Source organism: Neobacillus niacini (assembly GCF_046591715.1).
Taxonomy (GTDB): Bacteria; Bacillota; Bacilli; order Bacillales; family Cytobacillaceae; genus Neobacillus; species Neobacillus niacini_L.
Genome location: NZ_JAWVNQ010000001.1, coordinates 73,100 through 92,776, shown reverse-complemented (window position 1 = coordinate 92,776; position 19,677 = coordinate 73,100). Strand labels below are relative to the sequence as shown.

Here is a 19,677-nt window from a genome sequence, read left to right as displayed (position 1 = left end):
CAGACTTTTCTATTTTTCAACTTATATCATTTTTTTTGGAGCTGCGCTAATGACAAGGATTACGATAATTGCACTTACAATAAAACTTGGAAGCATGTATGTTCCATTGTACACAAAGGAATAAACAGCTACAGGCTGACCGGCAGGTGCATATTCCCCAAAGAATACGATTCCCGAATAGACATGGGCAAGATATCTAAGTGCGCTTCCCAGTAATGTCCCTAGAACAACATAAGTAATCCAGCTTTTGTGATTATGATTAAGAGATTTTTTCACTTTTGATGCAAATATACCCGCTAAACCAACCACTGAAAAAGCAATTCCATAATCGATAATTCCTTGCAGCAATGTATAGATTTGAGAAAATCCAAGGATAAATTGAAGTAAACCTAATAGGAATCCAGACAAAATTCCCCCTTTTACCCCCCAGCGAAATGCCATTAGAAAAATCGGGATCATTGCAATTGATACGGAACCACCCTGCGGCCAAATCTTAAAGGATAACAGCCCCGATACAAAATCCAATAAAAATGCAAGTGCTGAGAATACGGCCACTTCCACTAAAAATAAAGTATTACTGCGTTTCTTTTCCATACAAGTTCCCCCTATTTGTTTGTATATTGGAGAACGTTCGACAGGTATTACTCCTAAGAATTAATATGGCGCCTTAAAAATAAAAAAACAATGCAGGCCGGATAGGATTGTCTGCATTGTCAGCTTTAAAAGTTGGCAAACCACATCCCTACGCTAGCGTTAACTAACAGGTTCATAGGGTCAGAACTCGAACGTTCACTCTCAGCCGCTTGATAAGCAGCTCCCCCTGTGGAAATATTTAATTAATTTCTACACAAATATACTATTCTTATAGGATTTTTACAAGGTTAAACTTTTTTCATGGTATAATTATAGTGACTTTTCATGAATAACAGAAAATTTGATATTATTTACCAATTTATATTTAAAGGATTTTCAGTTGTTTTCACGAATTATCTTTTAGTTAGTTCGGAATGTCTTTAGGAGGAAACAGTGATGTTATCTGAAGTACAAATGGAGCTTTTAGACTTATTTGATAAGAAAAGAGATGATTTGATACGAGAGTGGGAAAGCACAATCATCATTTCTAATGGGGATCCCTATAAAGAGAAAATACGTGAAAATGGAATAGCTTTATTTAATATTATCCTTACTATGCATAAAATGAGTGAAGAAGAATTATTAGCGATAATACAAAAATCTGCTCATGAGATTTCCGAGGAAAGAGCATTGGCTAATATTAATATAGGGGACTTCGTTTATAATGTTAACCTTGGGCGGACAGTGATGTACAGTTATCTAAGCAGAGCTGGTCTTCAGTGGGCAGACCTGCAGGAATCGATTAATAAGATAAACTTTTGTTTTGATAAATTCCTATATTATGCGGTAACACACTATACAGAAGCAAAGAACAAAATCATTGAAGAAAAAACAATGTTTATTGATTCAACTCATCAGGATCGATTAACACTTCTCGGACAAATGACATCAAGTTTTATTCATGAATTTAGAAACCCGTTAACATCCATACAGGGTTTCATCCAACTTCTAAAGGCTGACCATCCTAATATGAAATATTTAGAGATTATTTCAAGTGAATTAGAACAGCTCAATTTTCGGATTTCACAATTTTTGCTTTTATCTAAAAAAGAACTGATTGGAAAAGAAAAAGAGCAGTTTCAACTAAATAAATTAATTGATGAAGTTTTAAATTTCTTATATCCCAGTATTCTTGATGGGAAAGTAAAGATTAAGAAAGAAATAGTCGATGAAATCACCCTTTATGGGTATGCTGATGAAATGCGCCAAGTTCTCATTAATATTATATTTAATGCGATAGATGTGCTAAATCATCACAGAATCCCTAATCCAATTATTGAAATTAAAAGCTGTATTGAGAATCAAAAACATGTCATTCTATCCATTTCCAATAATGGTCCAATGATCCCTGCAGAGTTGAGTAAAACCATATTTGAGCCCTTTTTTACAACAAAAAAACTGGGCACAGGTCTTGGACTATTCGTATGTAATGAAATTATTGAAAAACACAAAGGTGAATTAACATGCCTTTCTACACCAGATATCACAATCTTTACAATTAAGTTGCCGATTGCAGCGTCTCCTTTGTAGGGGACGTTTATTTTCTATTATTATTTTTGAAAATTTATAATTTTCTGATTCATATACTGATGACTTTTTTCATAAAATGTTGGTACCAACCAATATACAAACCAGAACGTTTGACTGTACAGTTTTAATTTACTATAATTATTTTTAAATTCAGTAATCGAGGTGATATGATGGGGCTGTCTATCGTATCGGTGAATTAGCAGAAATCGCAATGGTCTCTAAACGAACAATTGATTATTATACATCAATTGGTTTATTAAGCGCAGAACGTTCCAAATCTAATTACCGAATGTATTCTGAGGAATCCTTAATGGATTTAAAATTTATTGAGGAGTGTAAAAATTTACACTTCCCGCTAGACGAGATTAAAAGAAAACTAGATATGAAGAAGGAGAAAAAAATTCGTGATTCAGAAGTGGAGAAACATCTAAATGCGGTGACACAGCAAATGCACCAGCTGCAAAATGATTTAATAGATCTAATCCCAGTTGTTGAAAAATTAGATGACCTGCAGAAAGAGAAATTCACAAGTAATCTAATGATGCTAAAATCAGTCGTGAGAAAAACCCTTTTGAATATAACGAGTTAATTTTTTTAAATTACTAGGAGGTGACTCCTTAACTCGTACTTAACGAGCTAAGGGAAATTATTTGGACATATTTAACTTGGTTTTGATAGCCATTTTAATTGGATTAACTGCTTTTTTTGTAACTTCAGAGTTTGCTATTGTTAAGATTCGGAGTTCAAGAATTGATCAGTTAATTGAGGAAGGTAATTCGAGTGCGATTTCAGCAAAAAAAGTAATTTCAAACCTGGATGAGTATCTTTCAGCCTGTCAGTTAGGAATTACTATTACTGCCCTTGCTTTAGGCTGGATCGGGGAATCAACGATTGAGCATTTACTCGCTCCCCTTTTAAATGGGCTGGATATCCCTGAAGGTGTTTCCCACATTTTATCGATTGGGATTGCCTTCGCGACCATTACTTTTTTACATGTTGTCGTAGGAGAACTGGCACCTAAAACACTGGCTATACAGAAAGCTGAGATGATTACTCTAGTTATGTCACGGCCTTTAATTCTCTTCTATAAAGTGATGTATCCCTTTATTTGGTTATTAAATGGATCAGCACGTATCGTAACGAGCATTTTTGGTCTTAAGCCAGTCTCTGAAAGCGAAATGGCACATACAGAGGAAGAGCTTCGAATTATTCTTTCAGAAAGCTATAAAAGCGGCGAAATTAACCAATCTGAGTTTAAGTATGTAAATAAAATTTTTGAATTTGATAACCGGATTGCCAAAGAAATTATGGTTCCCCGGACGGAAATCGTCTCATTGTCCAAAGATGATACACTGGATACTTTTCTCCAAATAATCCGTGAGGAAAAATATACGAGATACCCAATTATTGATGGCGATAAAGACCATATCATTGGTTTAGTCAATATTAAAGAAATGGTGACAGATTTAATTAGTAAAGAAACCCTTTCAACAAAAACGCTTGAGCATTATACCCGCCCGATAATTCGAGTGATAGAAACAATTCCTATCCATGATTTACTCGTCAAAATGCAGAAAGATCGGATGCATATGGCGATATTGATGGATGAATATGGTGGAACATCAGGTCTTGTTACAGTTGAAGATATCTTAGAGGAGATTGTTGGGGAAATTCGCGATGAATTTGACTCCGATGAAATTCCAATGATTCGTAAAATAAAGGAAAATCACTATATTATTGATTCTAAGGTCCTAGTGACCGAAGTGAATGACTTACTGGGAGTCGACATTGAAGATGAAGATATAGATACCATCGGCGGCTGGATATTAACTGAAAATTATGAAGCAAAAGAAGGAGACTCTATCCATCACGATTCCTATAGCTTTAAAATCCTCGATATGGAGGAGCATCACATAAAATATATTGAAGTAACAAAGAAAGTCAACGATGAAGAAACCAGCGAAAGTAAAATTAGCCTTTCACAAACTGAAGTACTATCCCAATAGACTCTTTAAAAATCAGGCCAAAAATATTTTGGTCTTTTTTTTGTAATAAAACTGTAATATTCAATCCAAGAATCCAATCACCTCCCCCTCGTGTTACATATTCTACACTAAAGGGGGGAGAAATTAAGATGGAATTAATTTTCTTATTTTTAGCATCAATACTTTCCGGGTTTGCCTTAATGAGCTTTGAACCGGTATCATTTTTAAGTTTCTTAGGTCCAGTTTTTGATATTGTAGGAGCTTTAGCAATCATTATTTTTTCTTTAGCACTACTATATAAAGGAGTTAAATCACTATTTAAATAAGATTGTAAACGGTTACATCCCGCCGCATTAGAAAGATCAGATTAATCATCTGATCTTTTTCTCTGCCATTATTTGTTTTTTAAGATAATGATTTCTTCTTCAGCTTTAGCTAATTTTATGAGATGGGAATCAAGGCGGCGATTGATATATTTAATATCCTCACCATTTCCAGAATAATTCTTTATTTCTTTGACAACAGTACTCTGAACATCTTCAATTCGCTGCAGTGATTCTTTTATATCTGATAAGTCAATCTGGTTAACCTCCACCCGATGCTCGATACTGTCCATTTGTTCCAATCGTGAAAGTCTGTGCTCAATATTTTCTAAGGTTTTATTGAAGGTATGAATTAACGTTTTAATATCAGATATGTTCTCAGTCAACTTATCTAGTTTATGCTCCATTGTAATAACTCCCTTTACGTAGTAAGTATATTTTATCATCTTTAACACTTTATATATGTTACAAATTCCAAAACAATACTGAACGAATTTTTATTCTTATTATCCACCTTTTCAAATGATTATTGCAGAAATTTGAACGATTTATTAAATCAAGCATATAATAGGTTTTCTTGTGAACAATGTCACATGCAATTCAAGCAAAAAGTCTTAATCTAATAACATAAGAAACGTAAATTTCTTTTATTTTTCAGGTTTTAAAGTCGTAGTTAAGGGTATTACCATTTTGAAAAGGTTGGTGCATATAATATGTTAATTTCAATTGATGAAAAAGCTGCAAAGTGGTTTACGAATGAATTCGATATCAATACAGTTAGAATGTATCCTCAATATGATGGTTTTGGTGAAAAGAACAAAGGCTTCAGCCTTGCCTTCTCTGGGGAAGCACCTTCAAATGCCGGCTTTACAACAGAAATTAACGGGATAAACTTCTATGTAGAAGGAAATGATGTATGGTTCTTCGAGGATACTGAAACATGTTTGTCTTTTAACGAAGAAGTAAATGAAATTCAAATAACATTTAAGGATACATTGGCAATAAACTAGTTCTCCTCCAAAAAAACAGCAGCAAAGGGCAACCATCTAATGGCTGCCTTTTTCCATTGTTATTATTATTCCAATCAATAAAAAATGTATAAACAATTATATATTAAAATTGTTTGCAACAGTGACAACTTCATTATTCCGAAAATTTAGAATTAATTGTGAACTATGTTGCAATAATATTAAATTGGCCTTATAATGAAAGCGCCACCTAGTAAATATTTCCTATGATTTTAGCATTAATGCTTACTTAACCTACTATAAGAAAGGGGTTAGACATCATGGAACATTCTAGGCCACAAGTTGCACTATTCAATCTGACCTTCGATTTATCCATCATCTTGACCACTACCATCGCAGCCTTCCTAGTCTTTCTAATTGCCTATTTGTCTACAAGAAACCTTTCAGAAGGTAGTCCACAAAAATGGCAAAACCTTATGGAATGGATTATGGATTTTGTTAGGGACATAATGAACAATTCAATGGGTCCTAACAACAATCTATTTATTCTGTCAACTGGGGTTTCTCTTCTTATGTATTTGTTTATTGCCAATCTACTAGGTGTCCCATTTTCAATCATTACTAATGAAGAACTCCCCGTCTCATGGTGGCGGTCTCCTACTGCTGATGCTCATGTGACTATGACCCTGGCCATTATGATTATCGCCTACACACATTTCATCGACATTCGCCTGCACGGTTTTAAACATTATTTTCTCAGCTTTTTCAAACCATTTAAAGCCCTGTTTGCCATTAATATATTGGAACAATTTGCTACAACCTTAACCTTAGGGCTTAGATTATTTGGTAATATATATGCTGGGGAGGTAATGCTTGCCCTCCTTGCAGGTGCAATAACCCATGGATTTGCAGTTGCTGCACTCGCTGCTATTCCTCTCCTCATTTGGCAGGCATTCTGTGTCTTTATCGGTGCTATTCAGGCATACATATTTGTAACACTTACAATGGTTTATATTGCTCACCGCTTAACATAATAAGAAAAGCGGAAGCGCCTTGAACAGGGGCGACAGGCAATAGTCGAGCCGGCATGAAGGTTGCTTTTTAACCTTCTTGACGGATCGGCTATTGACCCCGAGCCCCTAGGCGCTGGAGCTGGACAATAAAGAAAAGCGGAAGCGCCTTGAACAGGGGTGTGAATCTAGACAACAAAACAATAATATGGAAAGGAGTTGAATTATTTTGGGTGATATTACACTGTTTGGACTCCCCATCTCTTTAGGAACCATGATATATCAAGCTCTTATTTTTACTGTTTTAGTTTTTATTTTAAAGAAACTTGTTTTCAAAAAGTTAGTGGGTGTCTTGGATAACAGGAAACAACATATTGAGAATCAGTTACAATTAACAGAACAATATAAAAAGGAAGCAGAAAAAAACCTGGAACATAGTGCAGAGGTTCTAAATCAAGCAAGAAAAGATGCGAGGGAAATATTGAGGCATAGTGAACGTGAAGCCCAATTAATAATTTTGGACGCAAAAGCACAGGCAAAAGAAATACTAAAGGAAGTGAAGGAGAGGTCATTCCGTTCCCAATCATTTGTGCATAAAGATAGTAAGGGGGCGTAAATTTATGAGACATCAATTCACTAAGGACTTAGGCAGATTTACAGAAAATCTTGAATTAGGTTTTGAAGAAAAATTTATTTACATTCATTACACAAAAGGAAAAATAGAAAAAACAGCATGTATAATAAGAAATAATGAGAAAACTAAAAGTGAGTACTTAGAATCTTTCTTTGAAGAAAACAAGGTGTCTGATGATATGAAAAAAGAGGTTAGAAAATTTCTTGACAATGAAGACAATTTTAACAATCAACATTGGAACGAGTTCACCAATTTTTTAATGAAGACCTTATCATTAAATATGGTATTTGGATTAACAATCGCCTTAACGGTCTTTGGGTTCTATAAACTTGGTTCCTTTTTGGATGCCAATTACGGCTTTTATCCGTGGCTGACTGTTATCTCTACCTTTGTTGGCATTGGAATTGGCGGACTTACAGGCTACGTAATGGTACAAAAATACTTTAAAAAACCCTCAAAAGAAACTTCTGGAAATGATTATGAAATACAGAGAAAACAGAATGAAAGTACTGAGTACCCAATTATTGATGTCACAATCGATCAGGTACGCAAGGCTGTGAGACAATTTTCAGATAATCTTCCTAAAGGTGTATACCGTACGATTATTGTTCAGGATGATAATAGCATTGATTTTAAACAGCTGGCTAATATTCTAGGCGGGATTCCTACCAAAAACTATTATATGTCTAAAGAAACCTATGATTTATTTGAGGAAAAAGATAAGAATATTGCTGCTGAGATGGACATGGTGCAAAAAGCAGTAGACTTGTATGTTAAGGAGCGGAAGGAATACCCGATGCTGCGCTTTGATCCAAATCGGAGAGTTAACTATTACCAATTACTTCAAGAAAATTATTTGAAATATGCCCCTGAAACACAGTTTTATATTACAGAATTGGATGGTCTAATCACACATATTAAACCTAATAAGAGAAAAATGGAAAACTCCTCTCATTAGACAGGGGTTTTTTTTTGCTTTTTTTTGCGATATTGAGATAATAGCATTACATAAACATAACTTTGTAAAAAAATGAGGGATTCAAAGATGTCAAGGAAAAAGAATAAATCGAAGCACTTAGCGGCGATTTCTCTAGCTGTCATGGGAGTTGGTTTTGTTGCCACATTCCCTTTTCAGGATTCCCTTTGGGGAATAATTCTTCAAGGAGGATTTGAAGCAGGTTTGGTCGGGGGGCTTGCCGATTGGTTTGCGGTTACTGCCTTATTTCGTCATCCTTTAGGTTTACCTATACCACATACAGCACTCTTACCGAAAAACCGAAAAAGAATTATTGCAGCGATTATTTCAATGCTTGAAAATGATTGGCTCACGAAAGAAAGTATTAGAAAAAAAATATCAAGCATTCCATTTACCGAGAAGTTATTTAATTTGGCAAAGAATTTGCTAAAAGGGAGTCATTTGAAGAATGCTGTTATTAATTTAATTCAACATTTACTTCAATCAATTGACAGTAAAAAGTTTGCACCTGTCATTGAGGGGGAATTGAAGGTAAAGCTTCAAGACATAGACGTAAGTAAATACCTTCCCCTGGCAATTGATCAACTGCTAAATAGGAAGTACGATGAAAAAGCCTTAGATTTTATCCTAAATGAAGTAGATGATTGGGCAAAAAAAGAGAGTACAAAAGAACGACTTGGTAAGATGGCAGTTGACGCACTTGAAAATATCAAAGCAGATGGCTTTATGCAATTTGCCCTTAAATCATTTACAAACATTGTCAACGAAGAAAAATTAGGAAATATTATTCAAGGTCTTATACAAAAAGGTGTAAAGAGCTTTAGTGATCCTTTTAACCCAAACAGGCAAACCTTACTTTACCATATAAATACAAAACTACAAGCTGTTAAATCCGATGAAAATCTCGCTTTGGAACTTAACACAATTAAGGAACAAATGGTTTCAGAGTGGCAGCTAGAGGAAAGAATTACTGAGTTTATCGATCAGCTTAAACAAAAAGCTAGTTTTCATATTCAGGAACCAAACTTTTACGAAAGTTACCTCCTCCCTCTTTTATCAAATGCAATTGAAAGTTTGCAGGCAGATGATACAAAGGTCAAGAGTATGGAGTCTTGGATTCAAGATCAGATTTCCATTTTCGTGGATCATAATCACTCCAAAATTGGAAAACTCGTAGAAGAAAACCTCGAAAAACTTGATAATAAAACACTCATTGATATGATTGAAAACAATGTTGGAAAGGACCTTCAATGGATTCGCGTAAACGGAGCAGTCTGTGGTTTCCTGATTGGACTAATTTTAGTTGGAGTGAAATTGTTTTTTTAGAAACGGGCTATCTTGTTCTCAAGATAGCCTATTTTAATAAAAATTGCCTATCATGCACAATCTAATAGGTAATAACTTACAAAGGAGCAATGTTATGAGAAAATATTCGCTAGCCCTTTTTGTAATTTTACTTGCCTCCAGTTTTATAATTAATGAAATTGTTTTAGCTTCTAAACAAGTTTCAGAGCCCATCAGAGGTATCTATGTAAATGCTCCCAATACAAATAAACCCTTGTTTAACCAGCTGCTTTCACTCGTTAACACATCCGATTTAAACGCAATGGTCATTGATATTAAAGATGATAATGGTAACCTGACCTTTATTCCTTCAAAAAAATCACCTTATTATTCAATAGGACGTCCATACATTCCGAATCCTTCTTTACTCATGAAAACATTAAAATCAAATAACATCTACCCAATCGCCAGAGTTGTTGTCTTTAAGGATAATGTTCTTGCTAATAAGAAACCAAATTTATCTTATAAAACTCCGGATGGATTATGGAAAAATGCCCGTGGTGATTCCTTTACTAACCCCTTTCTTAAGGAAGTTTGGGATTATAATATAGGCTTGGCGATAGAAGCAGTAAAATTAGGATTTAAAGAGATTCAATTTGATTATGTACGATTTCCTGAAAAGTTTGAAAAAGTGGAAAAACAGCTTATCTACGATAAGTCGACATTTCAAGGGAATAGAGTTACAGCTGTAAGTGAATTTGTTAAATATGCTAAAGAAAAACTTAAGCCCTTCCATGTTAAGGTTTCAGTCGATGTCTTTGGGAATGCTGCCGTTATTCCAGAAGCAGCTGGAATTGGGCAAAACTTCACAACTATCGCCCAAAATGTTGATGTCATTTCAGCAATGATTTATCCAAGTCATTGGACCGAAATCTTTGGGATCCGGAAGCCTGATTTGCATCCCTATGACCTTGTTGAAGGTTACGCTAAAGTAGAAAATAGCAGGCTGAAACAAATTCACAACCGGCCGATATCCAGGCCATGGATACAAGACTTTACCGCATCGTGGCTTGGAGTTGGCAACTATAAGGTTTATGGGAAGAAGGAAGTCGAGGATCAAATCCGCGCCTTACATGCAGAGGGAATTAATGAATACTTATTATGGAATGCCTCGAATAAATATACACCAAACGTAGATTACACCCCGTATTAAGCATGAATATAAACTAAAGAATAAGCAAAACTATTCAGGATAGTAATTCCATGAAATGAGGTGTCCTGCCTGAAGGTTCTTATAATTGGGGCAATAATAATTGGGGCAGCTATATTTTCCTTATTGCCAATTTTATCTGCTTATTTCTTCCAGCCGACTCTTAAGGATAGCATCCGATTTAATATATATTTTCTTCCTCTTTCTTTCTTGGGAAACATAGTACTAGCTTGGGGGTTCATTCAGGGGAGTAAAATATTTGGTAATACCGTAATGCTGGGCGGTATTCAGACGGGGGTAAATGCAATCCTTGTTACCATTTTATCTATCATCGTTTTACGTCAGTCTATCTCAGTCTATTCCATTATTGGAATTTTTCTCATTGCCATTGGTGCTATCTTTCTAAATAAATAATTAGATGAGTATGAATACAAAAAAAACACCAGTTGATTTGGTGTTTTTTTGCAGTTTCTATAAATACACTGGAGCCCTAAATTATTTATCTTTTACTCTGAGAAGTCTAAGAGCATTTAAAGTCACGATAAGTGTTGCTCCCATATCTGCGAAAATTGCTATCCATAAAGTAAGCCAGCCAGGAATCACTAGTAATAATGCAACAAGTTTTATCCCTAATGAAAATGTAATGTTTTGTTTGATAATATTCAATGCTTTTCTACTTAGTTTAACCATAAATGGAAGTTTGGCTAGGTCATCTGCCATCAATGCAATATCTGCCGTTTCAAGAGCAGTATCTGTTCCAGCTACTCCCATAGCCACGCCCACCGTAGATGCAGCTAAAGCTGGTGCATCATTCACTCCATCACCGACCATTGCCACACGATTATATTTACTTCTTAATTCCTTAATGAAGGATAATTTATCTTGTGGTAAGAGTTCTGCTTGTATATCATATACTCCTGCCTGTTTGCCGATTGCATTTGCTGTAACAGAGTTATCGCCAGTTAACATGATGGTTTTGTGAATACCTAATGAGTGAAGTTTTTGAATGACATCCTTACTGTTTTCTCTTAATTCATCAGCAACACCAAGTACCGCCATTACTTCATTTGAAGAACCTGCAACCATGACAGTTTTCCCTTGGTTTTGCAGTTCATTTATTTTCATATTTAAATCACTAGGTATTCCGTTTGTTAAGATTTCTTCAAACAGATTCGGACTTCCTACATAATACGTATTACCCTTAATGATTCCTTGAATACCTTTCCCAGTTATTGAGGAAGTATCTTCAATTGTAACACTATGATAAGGTAAATTTTCTTGTTCCGCTTTTTTCAAAATGGATGAAGCTAATGGATGTTGAGAGCCATTTTCTAAAGCTGCAATAATGGTAAGAAGTTTATTTGAATTAGCATGTTGCTGCGGAAGGTAATCCGTAACAACAGGAGTCCCTTTAGTCAATGTGCCTGTTTTATCGAAAGCTATCGCTTTGACTGCACCCATTTCCTCTAAATGAATTCCACCTTTTATAAGGACACCATTTCTTGCTGCGTTACCAATAGCTGTTACAATAGCGACTGGGGTTGAAATAACCAATGCACAAGGACAACCTACCACTAAAACAGCTAACCCTTGATAAATCCAAACGTTCCAATCTGCACCATAGAAACTAGGAGGAACTATTGCAACTCCAAGTGCTATAAGCATTATTACCGGTGTGTAATATTTTGCAAAACGATCTACGAATGCCTGTGAAGGTGCACGTTCTGCTTGTGCTTCCTCTACTAAATGAATAATTCTTGCAATTGTTGTATCATCCACATGTTTAGTTACTTTAACTTCAAGTAATCCTTCTTCATTTAAAGTACCCGCAAACACCTCGTCATCAACAGCTTTTTTTGCGGGGACAGATTCACCTGTGATCGCAGCTTGATTTACGGATGATATCCCTTTAACTACAATTCCGTCCATCGCAATTTTTTGCCCAGGTTTGACAATCATTATGTCGCCAATTTGAATATCGTCCACTTCAACAGTGAATTCTTTATTACCCCTTCGAATCAAGGCTTTCTTAGGAGTAATGTCCATCAAAGATCGAATCGATTGCCGTGCTTTATCCATTGAGTATGTTTCTAATGCTTCACTTATTGCGAATAGGATGACAACTGTTGCACCTTCTCCCCATTCCCCGATAATGGCAGCACCAATGACAGCAATCGTCATCAGTGTCTTCATATCGAATTCTAATCGAAATATATTCTTTAATCCTGATTTAAATAGTCTGTAACCACCAACTAATATAGACGAAGCGTACGCTAAAATCGAAGAAATACTATCTTTGCCATACATTTCAGCAGAAATCAATCCAATTAATAAGAAGACGAGCGAGGCTATGACTGTTGAGTTCCTTTGTAGGAATGGCTCCTTTTTTTCTGTAATTTTTTGTTTTTCAGGGTAGACCTTTATGTTTTCAAAAGCTCCTGCTTTTTCTAGTTCCTCAATTGTTGTTTCCCCATATACCGTTAATTTGGCAGCACCAAAATTCACACTTGCATCAGAGACACCATCCAGGTGTTTTACGTTCTTTTCGAACTTTGCAGCACAGGAAGCTCAGGTGAAACCCTGTACTCGGTAGGCGGTTTTTTCATTTCCTTTTTCTAAACCAGCATTACTCATTAACTTTCCCCTCCAATTGGTGAGTAAAGGCAATTTGATGTATCAAAGAATTACTCCTTATTCAAATGTTCATTTGATTATTAGTATATATAATAACAATTCCAATGGTCAAACAATTATTTGAATGTTTTAATAAATTTTTTAAATTTGTTTATTGACAAAAAGATTGTCTATGTCATAAAGTATTGGAAAATACAAATAGTTTTGGTCTAGGGAAACTTTTTAAGAGGGGGTAAAAGAATGGCAGATAAAAAAATTTCTCGGCGAGATATTTTAAAAATCGGAACTACTGGTGCACTGGGTATAGCAGGAAGCATTTATCTCAATAAAATGGTACCGTTTTCTAATGTGGCGCATGCCGAGAATCATCAGTCAAATCACCAAAATCATTCTGGAAATCACACAAATATGCTTGATACGACAAAAACAGAAGGCTATAAGATGGCTGAACGTCTTCTAACTCAATTTGACTATGGAAAAGTAACAAAACTTTCTGATGGTCGAACATTACGGGAATATCAAGTAGCAGCAGTTGATAAGGAAATTGAAATTGCAAATGGAATTAAGTTTCCTGGGTGGACCTATAATGGAACAATTCCAGGACCAACATTTCGGTGTACTGAAGGGGATCTTTTAAAATTTCACTTTGTCAATCAAGGAAGTCACCCCCACTCTATTCATTTTCATGGGATACACCTCCCTGAAATGGACGGTTTAGCACCCATCGCTCCAGGTCAATCATTTACCTATGAATTTGAAGCAAAACCCTATGGGCTGCAAATATACCATTGCCATGTCCTGCCTTTAGCCCGACATATTCACAAAGGGTTATACGGAAACTTTATTATTGATCCAAAAACTCCAAGGGAGCCAGCTTTAGAATTAAATATGGTTATGAATGCATATGATTTGGATTTGGACGGTGCAAATGAGTTTTATACGGTAAATGGCTACGCATTTGCGTTTATGAATCATCCGATTAGGATCAAGAAGGATGAGCTTGTACGAATCTATTTAAGCAATTTAACGGAATTTGATTTATTAAACTCTTTCCATTTACACGCCAACTATTTTACCTATATCCCAACAGGCAGAAATGAAAATCCATCTCAATTTACAGACACCATCATGCAGTGTCAGGGTGAACGCGGGATACTTGAAGTCCGTTTTCCATACAAGGGAAAATATATGTTTCATGCTCATGTTAGTGAATTTGCTGAGCTTGGCTGGATGGGATTCTTTGAGGTTGAATAGAAAGGAGTGTAACTAATGATGAAATCAAAATGGCTGATTACCTTACTAATTCCACTAATTCTTTTACTTCTGGTATTGGGATGGATGTATAAAAATGGAGCTGGTGTAGAACGAGACCCTGCTGCTCCCATTGAAGTTCTGAATGTAGAACAGATTAAGATTCTGCCTTCAGGATTTGAGCTGGATGTAAGTAATACTGGACCTGAGACATTAACCATATCTCAAGTAATTGTTGATGATTCAGTATGGAATTTTTCAATGACACCAGATACTACACTTAATCGTTTTGATGATGCTAAGGTAACCATACATTATCCCTGGGTTGAAGGTGACCCCCATACCATTCTTTTAATTTCTGAAAATGGAATTATTACAGAGGCAGTGATAGAGGCAGCAATTTTAACTCCTGAATTTTCTTGGGGAAATGTAATCAATTACGGATTAATTGGTTTTTATGTTGGCATTGTTCCGATTACTTTAGGACTATTGTGGTATCCATTTATGAAACGTATGAAGAAAACCTGGATAAATGCTATTCTTGCACTTACAGTTGGTCTCCTCCTATTCTTATTTTTTGGGACTTTATTTGATGGATTTGAAATTGGAGCTGAAGCACCATCAGTCTTCCAAGGAAACATGGCAGTAATTATTAGCACCTTCCTTTCTTTTCTTTTATTAATTGGATTTGATCAATATCAACAACATAGACAAAAAGGAAATGGGTACCCGCCACTTAGGATTGCAATATTAATGGCAACAGGGATTGGACTTCATAATTTTGGTGAAGGTTTGGCGATTGGTTCCTCATTTGCACTAGGTGAGGCTGCATTGGGTACGTTTTTAATCATTGGTTTTACCCTGCATAATGTTACCGAAGGGATTGGGATTGCTGCTCCATTACTAAAAATCAAGCCAAAGGTAAGCCAATTTATATTATTAGGCACTATTGCTGGTGCACCTGCCATATTTGGAACTTGGTTCGGCGGGTTTATCTTTTCACCGATTTTGGGTGCAGTATTTCTTGGTATTGGTGCAGGTGCAATTTTACAGGTCATAGTCGTTATCTCAAACATGCTTATAGAAGATCATAAAAAGAATAATGAACCTTTCGTGTCGTGGATGAATTTTGCGGGATTTACAATTGGAATATTGATTATGTACTTTACAGCATTCTTTGTTAAATTTTAACTTCTAACCAATCTCAAAAAATAAAAGAAGGAATGAGACTATGCTTCAAAATATCGGAATCCCAGGTTTAATACTAATTGTAATGCTCGCCCTGATTATTTTTGGTCCATCCAAGTTACCTGAAATTGGAAGAGCATTCGGCTCAACACTAAGAGAATTTAAACAATCAACAAAAGGGTTAATTGATGATCATCACGAAAAGGAAAAATAAATACCATTCTCCTATAAAAGTGGTACATTTTGACTTACACAATATCAGACATAAAAAAACGCTGAAAAATTTCAGCGTTTTTGCATGAGCTCCATTTAGCACATTCTTTCTTTCGTTTACATATACTTCCGATGAACCCCTTTTCCATCATATGAAAATAGCATCCTGCGGTCTTCAATCATGGTTTCAATATGGACAGGTCTGCCCCATAGCTGCTGGATATATGGCAATACCTTTTCAAGGTATTTGACATCTAATTCCACACCCTCATACCAATGCTTTAAATATAATTCGCCATTCTTTAGATAGTCACCATCATTTACAGTAATATATGGGAACCCTCCATTTACACGCATATTCACCAATTGATCGCGAACATGCTCCCATTCTTTATCGACGATTTTATAGTCCCTTCCCTGCTTCTGGAAAAGATACATATCTTCCCGCATGACTAAATCTTTATTTAAGTAATTCCGTAAAAAGGATATATCTGATTCTACTTCACGAACCTCAAACATTTTTTCGCGCCCTGAGCCTGGCGTAACTCCTCTTCTAATCATATCATCGGTTGGATTATTATAACGTTCTTCGATATCCTCGAATATTTTAATCCCTAGGTAATAAGGATTTATCCCCGTCTTTGACGGCTGAACAACCCCTGCGTTTAATTTTGCAAATTCAATCGCTTCCCCGCTGGTTAAATCCATCTCCCTAATGATTCGCTGATGCCAATAGGATGCCCAGCCTTCATTCATAATTTTCGTTTCTAACTGCGGCCAGAAATAAAGCATTTCCTCCCGCATCATTGTTAAAATATCCCGCTGCCAATCCGTTAGTTCCCTGCTATAAGTTTCGATAAATAATAATAAATCTTTTTCCGGCCGTGGCGGAAATTGCTTTTTCCTTGGTTGACTTGGCTGCTTTTTAGTACTTTCATCTAATTTCCATAAATCATCGTAAGGGGTCGCAGTCATCTGCGGCGACTCCTCCTCTTCCTCGTCCTCTAAAGACCATGCAAGCTTTGGTCTCATTAATGAAGGGTCAATATGTTCATCTATTGCGAGCACGGCATCAAGGAAGGTCTCTACTTCCTTTTTTCCAAATTGTATTTCATATCGCCGAATTCTTTCAGCAGTAGCTGCCATGCTTTCGACCATATCCCTCTTTGTATTTTGGAATCGAACATTATTCTTAAAGAAATCACAATGAGCTAATACGTGTGCAACGATTAATTTATTCTGGATGAGTGAATTGGAGTCTAGTAAGAAGGCATAACAAGGATTTGAATTAATAACAAGTTCGTAAATTTTACTTAGTCCTAAATCATAATGGAGCTTCATTTTATGAAATTGTTTCCCAAAGCTCCAGTGTGAAAACCTGGTAGGCATACCATAGGCACCAAACGTGTAAATGATTTCTGCCGGACAAATTTCATATCGCATTGGATAAAAATCCAAGCCAAAGCCCCGAGCGATTTCAGTGATTTCACTGATTGCGTATTCTAGTGCTTTGCGATCGTCCCCATTCATCGCCATTCCCCCTTTTCCTCTTACCACAATGTATGAAGTAAAACCGGGAATGATGAAACAAGATATAAAAAACAACAAGTCCACAGCTTATTTTTGCTTTAACAAAAGCTTAGCTTCTCTGGCAAGGGAAAGACCTACATATTTATTTCTCTCCCATTCTGTCTCAAAGACAGATAATGGGGGGGACGTTTCCCCGACGAGCGGACTGACCTCAATTGTCATTGCCGGACGGTGATATGTTGTGATAAACCAATCCGTAAACCCTCCGCCTGTTGCATGTTTAGGTGGTTTTGCTAATCGGTAATGAGTCAGTAATGAAATCTTTTTGGCAATTCGTTTGTCACGTTTAAGGTGCTTGCCATTTTTATAATTCCAAAAGATTTCTCTGCCAGCTGAGTGATACGCTACTGCAATTTCAGGGTTAATGGTACGAATGAATTTTGTTAATGCTCTAACCTCTTTTGCTTCCAATGGCTTATTTCCTTTATAAAATTGGTAAGAGGGATTCTTAGGTCCATCACTTAGCTCCCTCCATCCTGCTGGGTATTGTCTATTTAAATCAATACCGACCCCATTTGCTTTCCACCGTTCAAAGTTATCCAGCCCATCATTCATGGATATTACTTTTTTGAGATGTTTCTTAGGGAAAAGTTCAAGTTTATTTTGTTGAATGGCCACACCGTCTGGATTGAGCATCGGAATAAACCAGATGGAAACATCATCTAAAATGTCTGTTGAAAAGGGACCCAATTTCTTTTCCCTTTTATACATTGCAGCATATACCTCAAGTTTTTTCATTAAGAGCATACTTGTAATCCATTCACGTCCATGATGGGCCCCGATTAGGACGATATTTTTCTTACCTTTTCCAAGTCTAATGGCATAAATATCTTTTCCAAAATGAGTTTCCCCAATCTTTTTTACTTTTAGCCCCCCATACTCTTGATTGATTCTTTCAAGGTCATTCGTCATGTTCTCATAGGTATATGGTTGGTTTGTATTGACTGTTTTTGCAAAGGAAACGTTATCAACCGTGAGTAATAAAATCAATAAAATACATAAAACCTTCTCCATTACTAGCTCCTTTGGTAACCATTCTTCTTAAGGTTATACAGGTAAAAGTTGAAAACAGCATAAGACCGGATTGTCCAACATTTTCTGTGAAAGTTATTGCCGAAATATCATAAAATAATTTCAACTCCTAGTAAGGAGGAGAGAAAACAAATGAATAAAATGGATTATGATCGAGCTTTGTATTATACGCATCGATCTGAATGGGATAACCTGCTGATACTTATGGTGCGGACAAAGGACCAGTTTTTATCAAAGAGGATAGAGCAATTCCTGCATGCCTATCACTTTGAACGTGATTACTCAGTAATCGAAAACAAATTATATTCTTTACTTCGTTATATCGACCATGCTAACGAAACCATTGAACCTGATCATGAGTTACCGATGTATAGTCTTTCCTGAAAAAACAAGTGGATACCATTTTTGTTGAGAAATTTTTACCAACCGGATTAAAGAATTCCACCAAACATAAAAAAACGGCTTCCTAGAAAGGGAAGCCGTTTTCTTATCGTTATGCAATCGGATACTGATGAACAAGTGGATGTAGAACAATTTCATCTATAAGCATATATTTTGGAGCTGAAGCCATATAAACAACAGCGTTTGCTATATCTTCAACCTTGAGCCAATCTTTTTTTTCTGGAACACCTTGTGTAGAATCTGCAAAATAAGTATCTACCATTCCTGGATTAATCGTACCTACTCTAATTCCATATTCACGTACTTCTTGTGCTACAGAACCTGAAAACCCTTGAACCGCATATTTTGAAGCTGTGTAAGCTGAACCGTTAGCTATGGTATATCTGGCAACATCAGAAGAAATGGTAATAATAGTCCCTGATTTGCGTTCCTTCATATGTGGAAGGACTGCCTTCGTGGCCAAAAACACACCTTGGACATTTACTTCAAAAACCTTTTTCCATTCTTCAACCGTTACTTCCTCTGTTAATTTAAAGAATCCCACACCAGCATTATTCACCAATATATCAACATGTCCATATTCCTGAATGGTCTTCTTGACCACTTGCTGTAAGTCTTCTTCTTTAGAAACATCTGCTTGGATAGGAAGAACATGCGGGAAACCCAGGTTCTTTAATTCATCAGCTGTTTCAGAAATTTGCGCTGAACTTCCGATTATCGTTAATTTCACTCCTTGCTTTGCAAGTTGAACAGCAATTTCCTTACCAATCCCTCTAGATGCACCTGTCACAATTGCGATTTGATTTTTTAACAT

21 protein-coding genes and 1 riboswitch are annotated in these 19,677 nt (G+C 36.0%); of the genes, 14 read left to right on the top strand and 7 right to left on the bottom strand.

Going from position 1 to position 19,677, the window contains the following annotated elements; genetic code table 11:
- Window positions 1-21: 21 nt before the first annotated feature.
- Entirely contained in the window at window positions 22-594 is a 573-nt protein-coding gene (gene thiT, locus SFC47_RS00490; RefSeq protein ID WP_411252272.1) for an energy-coupled thiamine transporter ThiT, read from the bottom strand.
- A gap of 128 nt (window positions 595-722) precedes the next feature.
- Window positions 723-831, bottom strand: a riboswitch (TPP riboswitch).
- Between the two features lie 198 nt (window positions 832-1,029).
- On the opposite strand from thiT, the gene SFC47_RS00485 reads away from it, so the two are divergent.
- The 3 genes from SFC47_RS00485 to SFC47_RS00475 all read left to right on the top strand — a co-directional run bounded on the left by SFC47_RS00485 (window position 1,030) and on the right by SFC47_RS00475 (window position 4,169).
- Window positions 1,030-2,163, top strand: a complete 1,134-nt coding sequence (locus SFC47_RS00485; RefSeq protein WP_411252271.1) for a histidine kinase N-terminal domain-containing protein — start codon at window positions 1,030-1,032, stop codon at window positions 2,161-2,163.
- 187 nt (window positions 2,164-2,350) lie between these two features.
- Window positions 2,351-2,752 (top strand): MerR family transcriptional regulator, encoded by a 402-nt coding sequence (locus SFC47_RS00480; protein WP_411253591.1) that lies wholly within the window; start codon window positions 2,351-2,353, stop codon window positions 2,750-2,752.
- 61 nt (window positions 2,753-2,813) lie between these two features.
- A complete protein-coding gene (locus tag SFC47_RS00475) occupies window positions 2,814-4,169 on the top strand; it encodes a hemolysin family protein (RefSeq protein ID WP_411252270.1) in 1,356 nt (451 codons plus the stop codon).
- Here the strand turns inward: SFC47_RS00475 and SFC47_RS00470 are convergent.
- Together SFC47_RS00470 and SFC47_RS00465 are read right to left on the bottom strand one after the other, a co-directional pair.
- Window positions 4,135-4,422 carry a hypothetical protein gene (locus SFC47_RS00470; protein ID WP_411252269.1) on the bottom strand — a complete coding sequence of 96 codons (288 nt, stop codon included), beginning with the start codon at window positions 4,420-4,422 and terminating at the stop codon, window positions 4,135-4,137. The genes SFC47_RS00475 and SFC47_RS00470 overlap by 35 nt on opposite strands.
- Before the next feature lie 120 nt (window positions 4,423-4,542).
- Window positions 4,543-4,878, bottom strand: a complete 336-nt coding sequence (locus SFC47_RS00465) for a hypothetical protein (protein ID WP_411252268.1) — start codon at window positions 4,876-4,878, stop codon at window positions 4,543-4,545.
- 306 nt (window positions 4,879-5,184) lie between these two features.
- On the opposite strand from SFC47_RS00465, the gene SFC47_RS00460 reads away from it, so the two are divergent.
- From SFC47_RS00460 to SFC47_RS00430, 7 genes are all read left to right on the top strand, one after another.
- On the top strand, window positions 5,185-5,481 hold the full coding sequence (locus tag SFC47_RS00460) for a HesB/YadR/YfhF family protein (protein ID WP_411252267.1): 297 nt from the start codon (window positions 5,185-5,187) through the stop codon (window positions 5,479-5,481).
- Between the two features lie 278 nt (window positions 5,482-5,759).
- Window positions 5,760-6,473 carry a F0F1 ATP synthase subunit A gene (atpB, locus tag SFC47_RS00455; RefSeq protein ID WP_411252266.1) on the top strand — a complete coding sequence of 238 codons (714 nt, stop codon included), beginning with the start codon at window positions 5,760-5,762 and terminating at the stop codon, window positions 6,471-6,473.
- Window positions 6,474-6,678: 205 nt separating this feature from the next.
- On the top strand, window positions 6,679-7,065 hold the full coding sequence (locus SFC47_RS00450; RefSeq protein ID WP_411252265.1) for a F0F1 ATP synthase subunit B: 387 nt from the start codon (window positions 6,679-6,681) through the stop codon (window positions 7,063-7,065).
- 4 nt (window positions 7,066-7,069) lie between these two features.
- Window positions 7,070-8,041 (top strand): AtpZ/AtpI family protein, encoded by a 972-nt coding sequence (locus SFC47_RS00445; RefSeq protein WP_411252264.1) that lies wholly within the window; start codon window positions 7,070-7,072, stop codon window positions 8,039-8,041.
- A gap of 87 nt (window positions 8,042-8,128) precedes the next feature.
- Entirely contained in the window at window positions 8,129-9,385 is a 1,257-nt protein-coding gene (locus tag SFC47_RS00440; protein WP_411252263.1) for a DUF445 domain-containing protein, read from the top strand.
- 94 nt (window positions 9,386-9,479) lie between these two features.
- Window positions 9,480-10,556 (top strand): putative glycoside hydrolase, encoded by a 1,077-nt coding sequence (locus SFC47_RS00435; RefSeq protein WP_411252262.1) that lies wholly within the window; start codon window positions 9,480-9,482, stop codon window positions 10,554-10,556.
- 207 nt (window positions 10,557-10,763) lie between these two features.
- The gene (locus SFC47_RS00430) at window positions 10,764-10,967 is read left to right on the top strand and encodes a hypothetical protein (protein WP_411252261.1); all 204 of its coding nucleotides are present in this window, start codon (window positions 10,764-10,766) and stop codon (window positions 10,965-10,967) included.
- A gap of 81 nt (window positions 10,968-11,048) precedes the next feature.
- Here the strand turns inward: SFC47_RS00430 and SFC47_RS00425 are convergent, their stop codons facing one another.
- Window positions 11,049-13,187, bottom strand: a complete 2,139-nt coding sequence (locus SFC47_RS00425) for a heavy metal translocating P-type ATPase (protein WP_411252260.1) — start codon at window positions 13,185-13,187, stop codon at window positions 11,049-11,051.
- A 240-nt stretch (window positions 13,188-13,427) separates the two neighbouring features.
- Between SFC47_RS00425 and SFC47_RS00420 the strand changes: the two genes are divergently transcribed.
- Genes SFC47_RS00420 through SFC47_RS00410 form a run of 3 tightly spaced genes read left to right on the top strand, consistent with a single transcriptional unit; the run spans window position 13,428 to window position 15,840 of the window.
- Window positions 13,428-14,441, top strand: a complete 1,014-nt coding sequence (locus tag SFC47_RS00420; protein WP_411252259.1) for a multicopper oxidase domain-containing protein — start codon at window positions 13,428-13,430, stop codon at window positions 14,439-14,441.
- A gap of 18 nt (window positions 14,442-14,459) precedes the next feature.
- Window positions 14,460-15,629, top strand: coding sequence for a ZIP family metal transporter (locus SFC47_RS00415; RefSeq protein ID WP_411253590.1), 1,170 nt, complete (start codon window positions 14,460-14,462; stop codon window positions 15,627-15,629).
- A gap of 40 nt (window positions 15,630-15,669) precedes the next feature.
- A complete protein-coding gene (locus tag SFC47_RS00410; RefSeq protein ID WP_411252258.1) occupies window positions 15,670-15,840 on the top strand; it encodes a twin-arginine translocase TatA/TatE family subunit in 171 nt (56 codons plus the stop codon).
- A 116-nt stretch (window positions 15,841-15,956) separates the two neighbouring features.
- Here SFC47_RS00410 and SFC47_RS00405 read toward each other — a convergent pair whose 3' ends face one another.
- Window positions 15,957-17,369 carry a SpoVR family protein gene (locus SFC47_RS00405; RefSeq protein ID WP_411252257.1) on the bottom strand — a complete coding sequence of 471 codons (1,413 nt, stop codon included), beginning with the start codon at window positions 17,367-17,369 and terminating at the stop codon, window positions 15,957-15,959.
- 87 nt (window positions 17,370-17,456) lie between these two features.
- Window positions 17,457-18,443, bottom strand: coding sequence for a M14 family zinc carboxypeptidase (locus SFC47_RS00400; RefSeq protein WP_411252256.1), 987 nt, complete (start codon window positions 18,441-18,443; stop codon window positions 17,457-17,459).
- Between the two features lie 150 nt (window positions 18,444-18,593).
- On the opposite strand from SFC47_RS00400, the gene SFC47_RS00395 reads away from it, so the two are divergent.
- Window positions 18,594-18,845 carry a YhdB family protein gene (locus SFC47_RS00395; RefSeq protein ID WP_411252255.1) on the top strand — a complete coding sequence of 84 codons (252 nt, stop codon included), beginning with the start codon at window positions 18,594-18,596 and terminating at the stop codon, window positions 18,843-18,845.
- 109 nt (window positions 18,846-18,954) lie between these two features.
- Here SFC47_RS00395 and SFC47_RS00390 read toward each other — a convergent pair whose 3' ends face one another.
- Window positions 18,955-19,677: an SDR family oxidoreductase gene (locus SFC47_RS00390; RefSeq protein WP_411252254.1), complete on the bottom strand. Its 723-nt coding sequence runs from the start codon at window positions 19,675-19,677 to the stop codon at window positions 18,955-18,957.

Coding starts and splice junctions, on each gene's coding strand:
- SFC47_RS00445 (WP_411252264.1), top strand. CDS start 7,070: ATGAGACATCAATTCACTAAGGACTTAGGCAGATTTACAGAAAATCTT.
- SFC47_RS00465 (WP_411252268.1), bottom strand. CDS start 4,878: ATGGAGCATAAACTAGATAAGTTGACTGAGAACATATCTGATATTAAA.
- SFC47_RS00405 (WP_411252257.1), bottom strand. CDS start 17,369: ATGAATGGGGACGATCGCAAAGCACTAGAATACGCAATCAGTGAAATC.
- SFC47_RS00470 (WP_411252269.1), bottom strand. CDS start 4,422: ATGATTGCTAAAGCTCCTACAATATCAAAAACTGGACCTAAGAAACTT.
- SFC47_RS00435 (WP_411252262.1), top strand. CDS start 9,480: ATGAGAAAATATTCGCTAGCCCTTTTTGTAATTTTACTTGCCTCCAGT.
- SFC47_RS00415 (WP_411253590.1), top strand. CDS start 14,460: ATGAAATCAAAATGGCTGATTACCTTACTAATTCCACTAATTCTTTTA.
- SFC47_RS00390 (WP_411252254.1), bottom strand. CDS start 19,677: ATGTTAAAAAATCAAATCGCAATTGTGACAGGTGCATCTAGAGGGATT.
- atpB (WP_411252266.1), top strand. CDS start 5,760: ATGGAACATTCTAGGCCACAAGTTGCACTATTCAATCTGACCTTCGAT.
- SFC47_RS00420 (WP_411252259.1), top strand. CDS start 13,428: ATGGCAGATAAAAAAATTTCTCGGCGAGATATTTTAAAAATCGGAACT.
- SFC47_RS00460 (WP_411252267.1), top strand. CDS start 5,185: ATGTTAATTTCAATTGATGAAAAAGCTGCAAAGTGGTTTACGAATGAA.
- SFC47_RS00410 (WP_411252258.1), top strand. CDS start 15,670: ATGCTTCAAAATATCGGAATCCCAGGTTTAATACTAATTGTAATGCTC.
- SFC47_RS00395 (WP_411252255.1), top strand. CDS start 18,594: ATGAATAAAATGGATTATGATCGAGCTTTGTATTATACGCATCGATCT.
- SFC47_RS00400 (WP_411252256.1), bottom strand. CDS start 18,443: ATGGAGAAGGTTTTATGTATTTTATTGATTTTATTACTCACGGTTGAT.
- SFC47_RS00485 (WP_411252271.1), top strand. CDS start 1,030: ATGTTATCTGAAGTACAAATGGAGCTTTTAGACTTATTTGATAAGAAA.
- thiT (WP_411252272.1), bottom strand. CDS start 594: ATGGAAAAGAAACGCAGTAATACTTTATTTTTAGTGGAAGTGGCCGTA.
- SFC47_RS00440 (WP_411252263.1), top strand. CDS start 8,129: ATGTCAAGGAAAAAGAATAAATCGAAGCACTTAGCGGCGATTTCTCTA.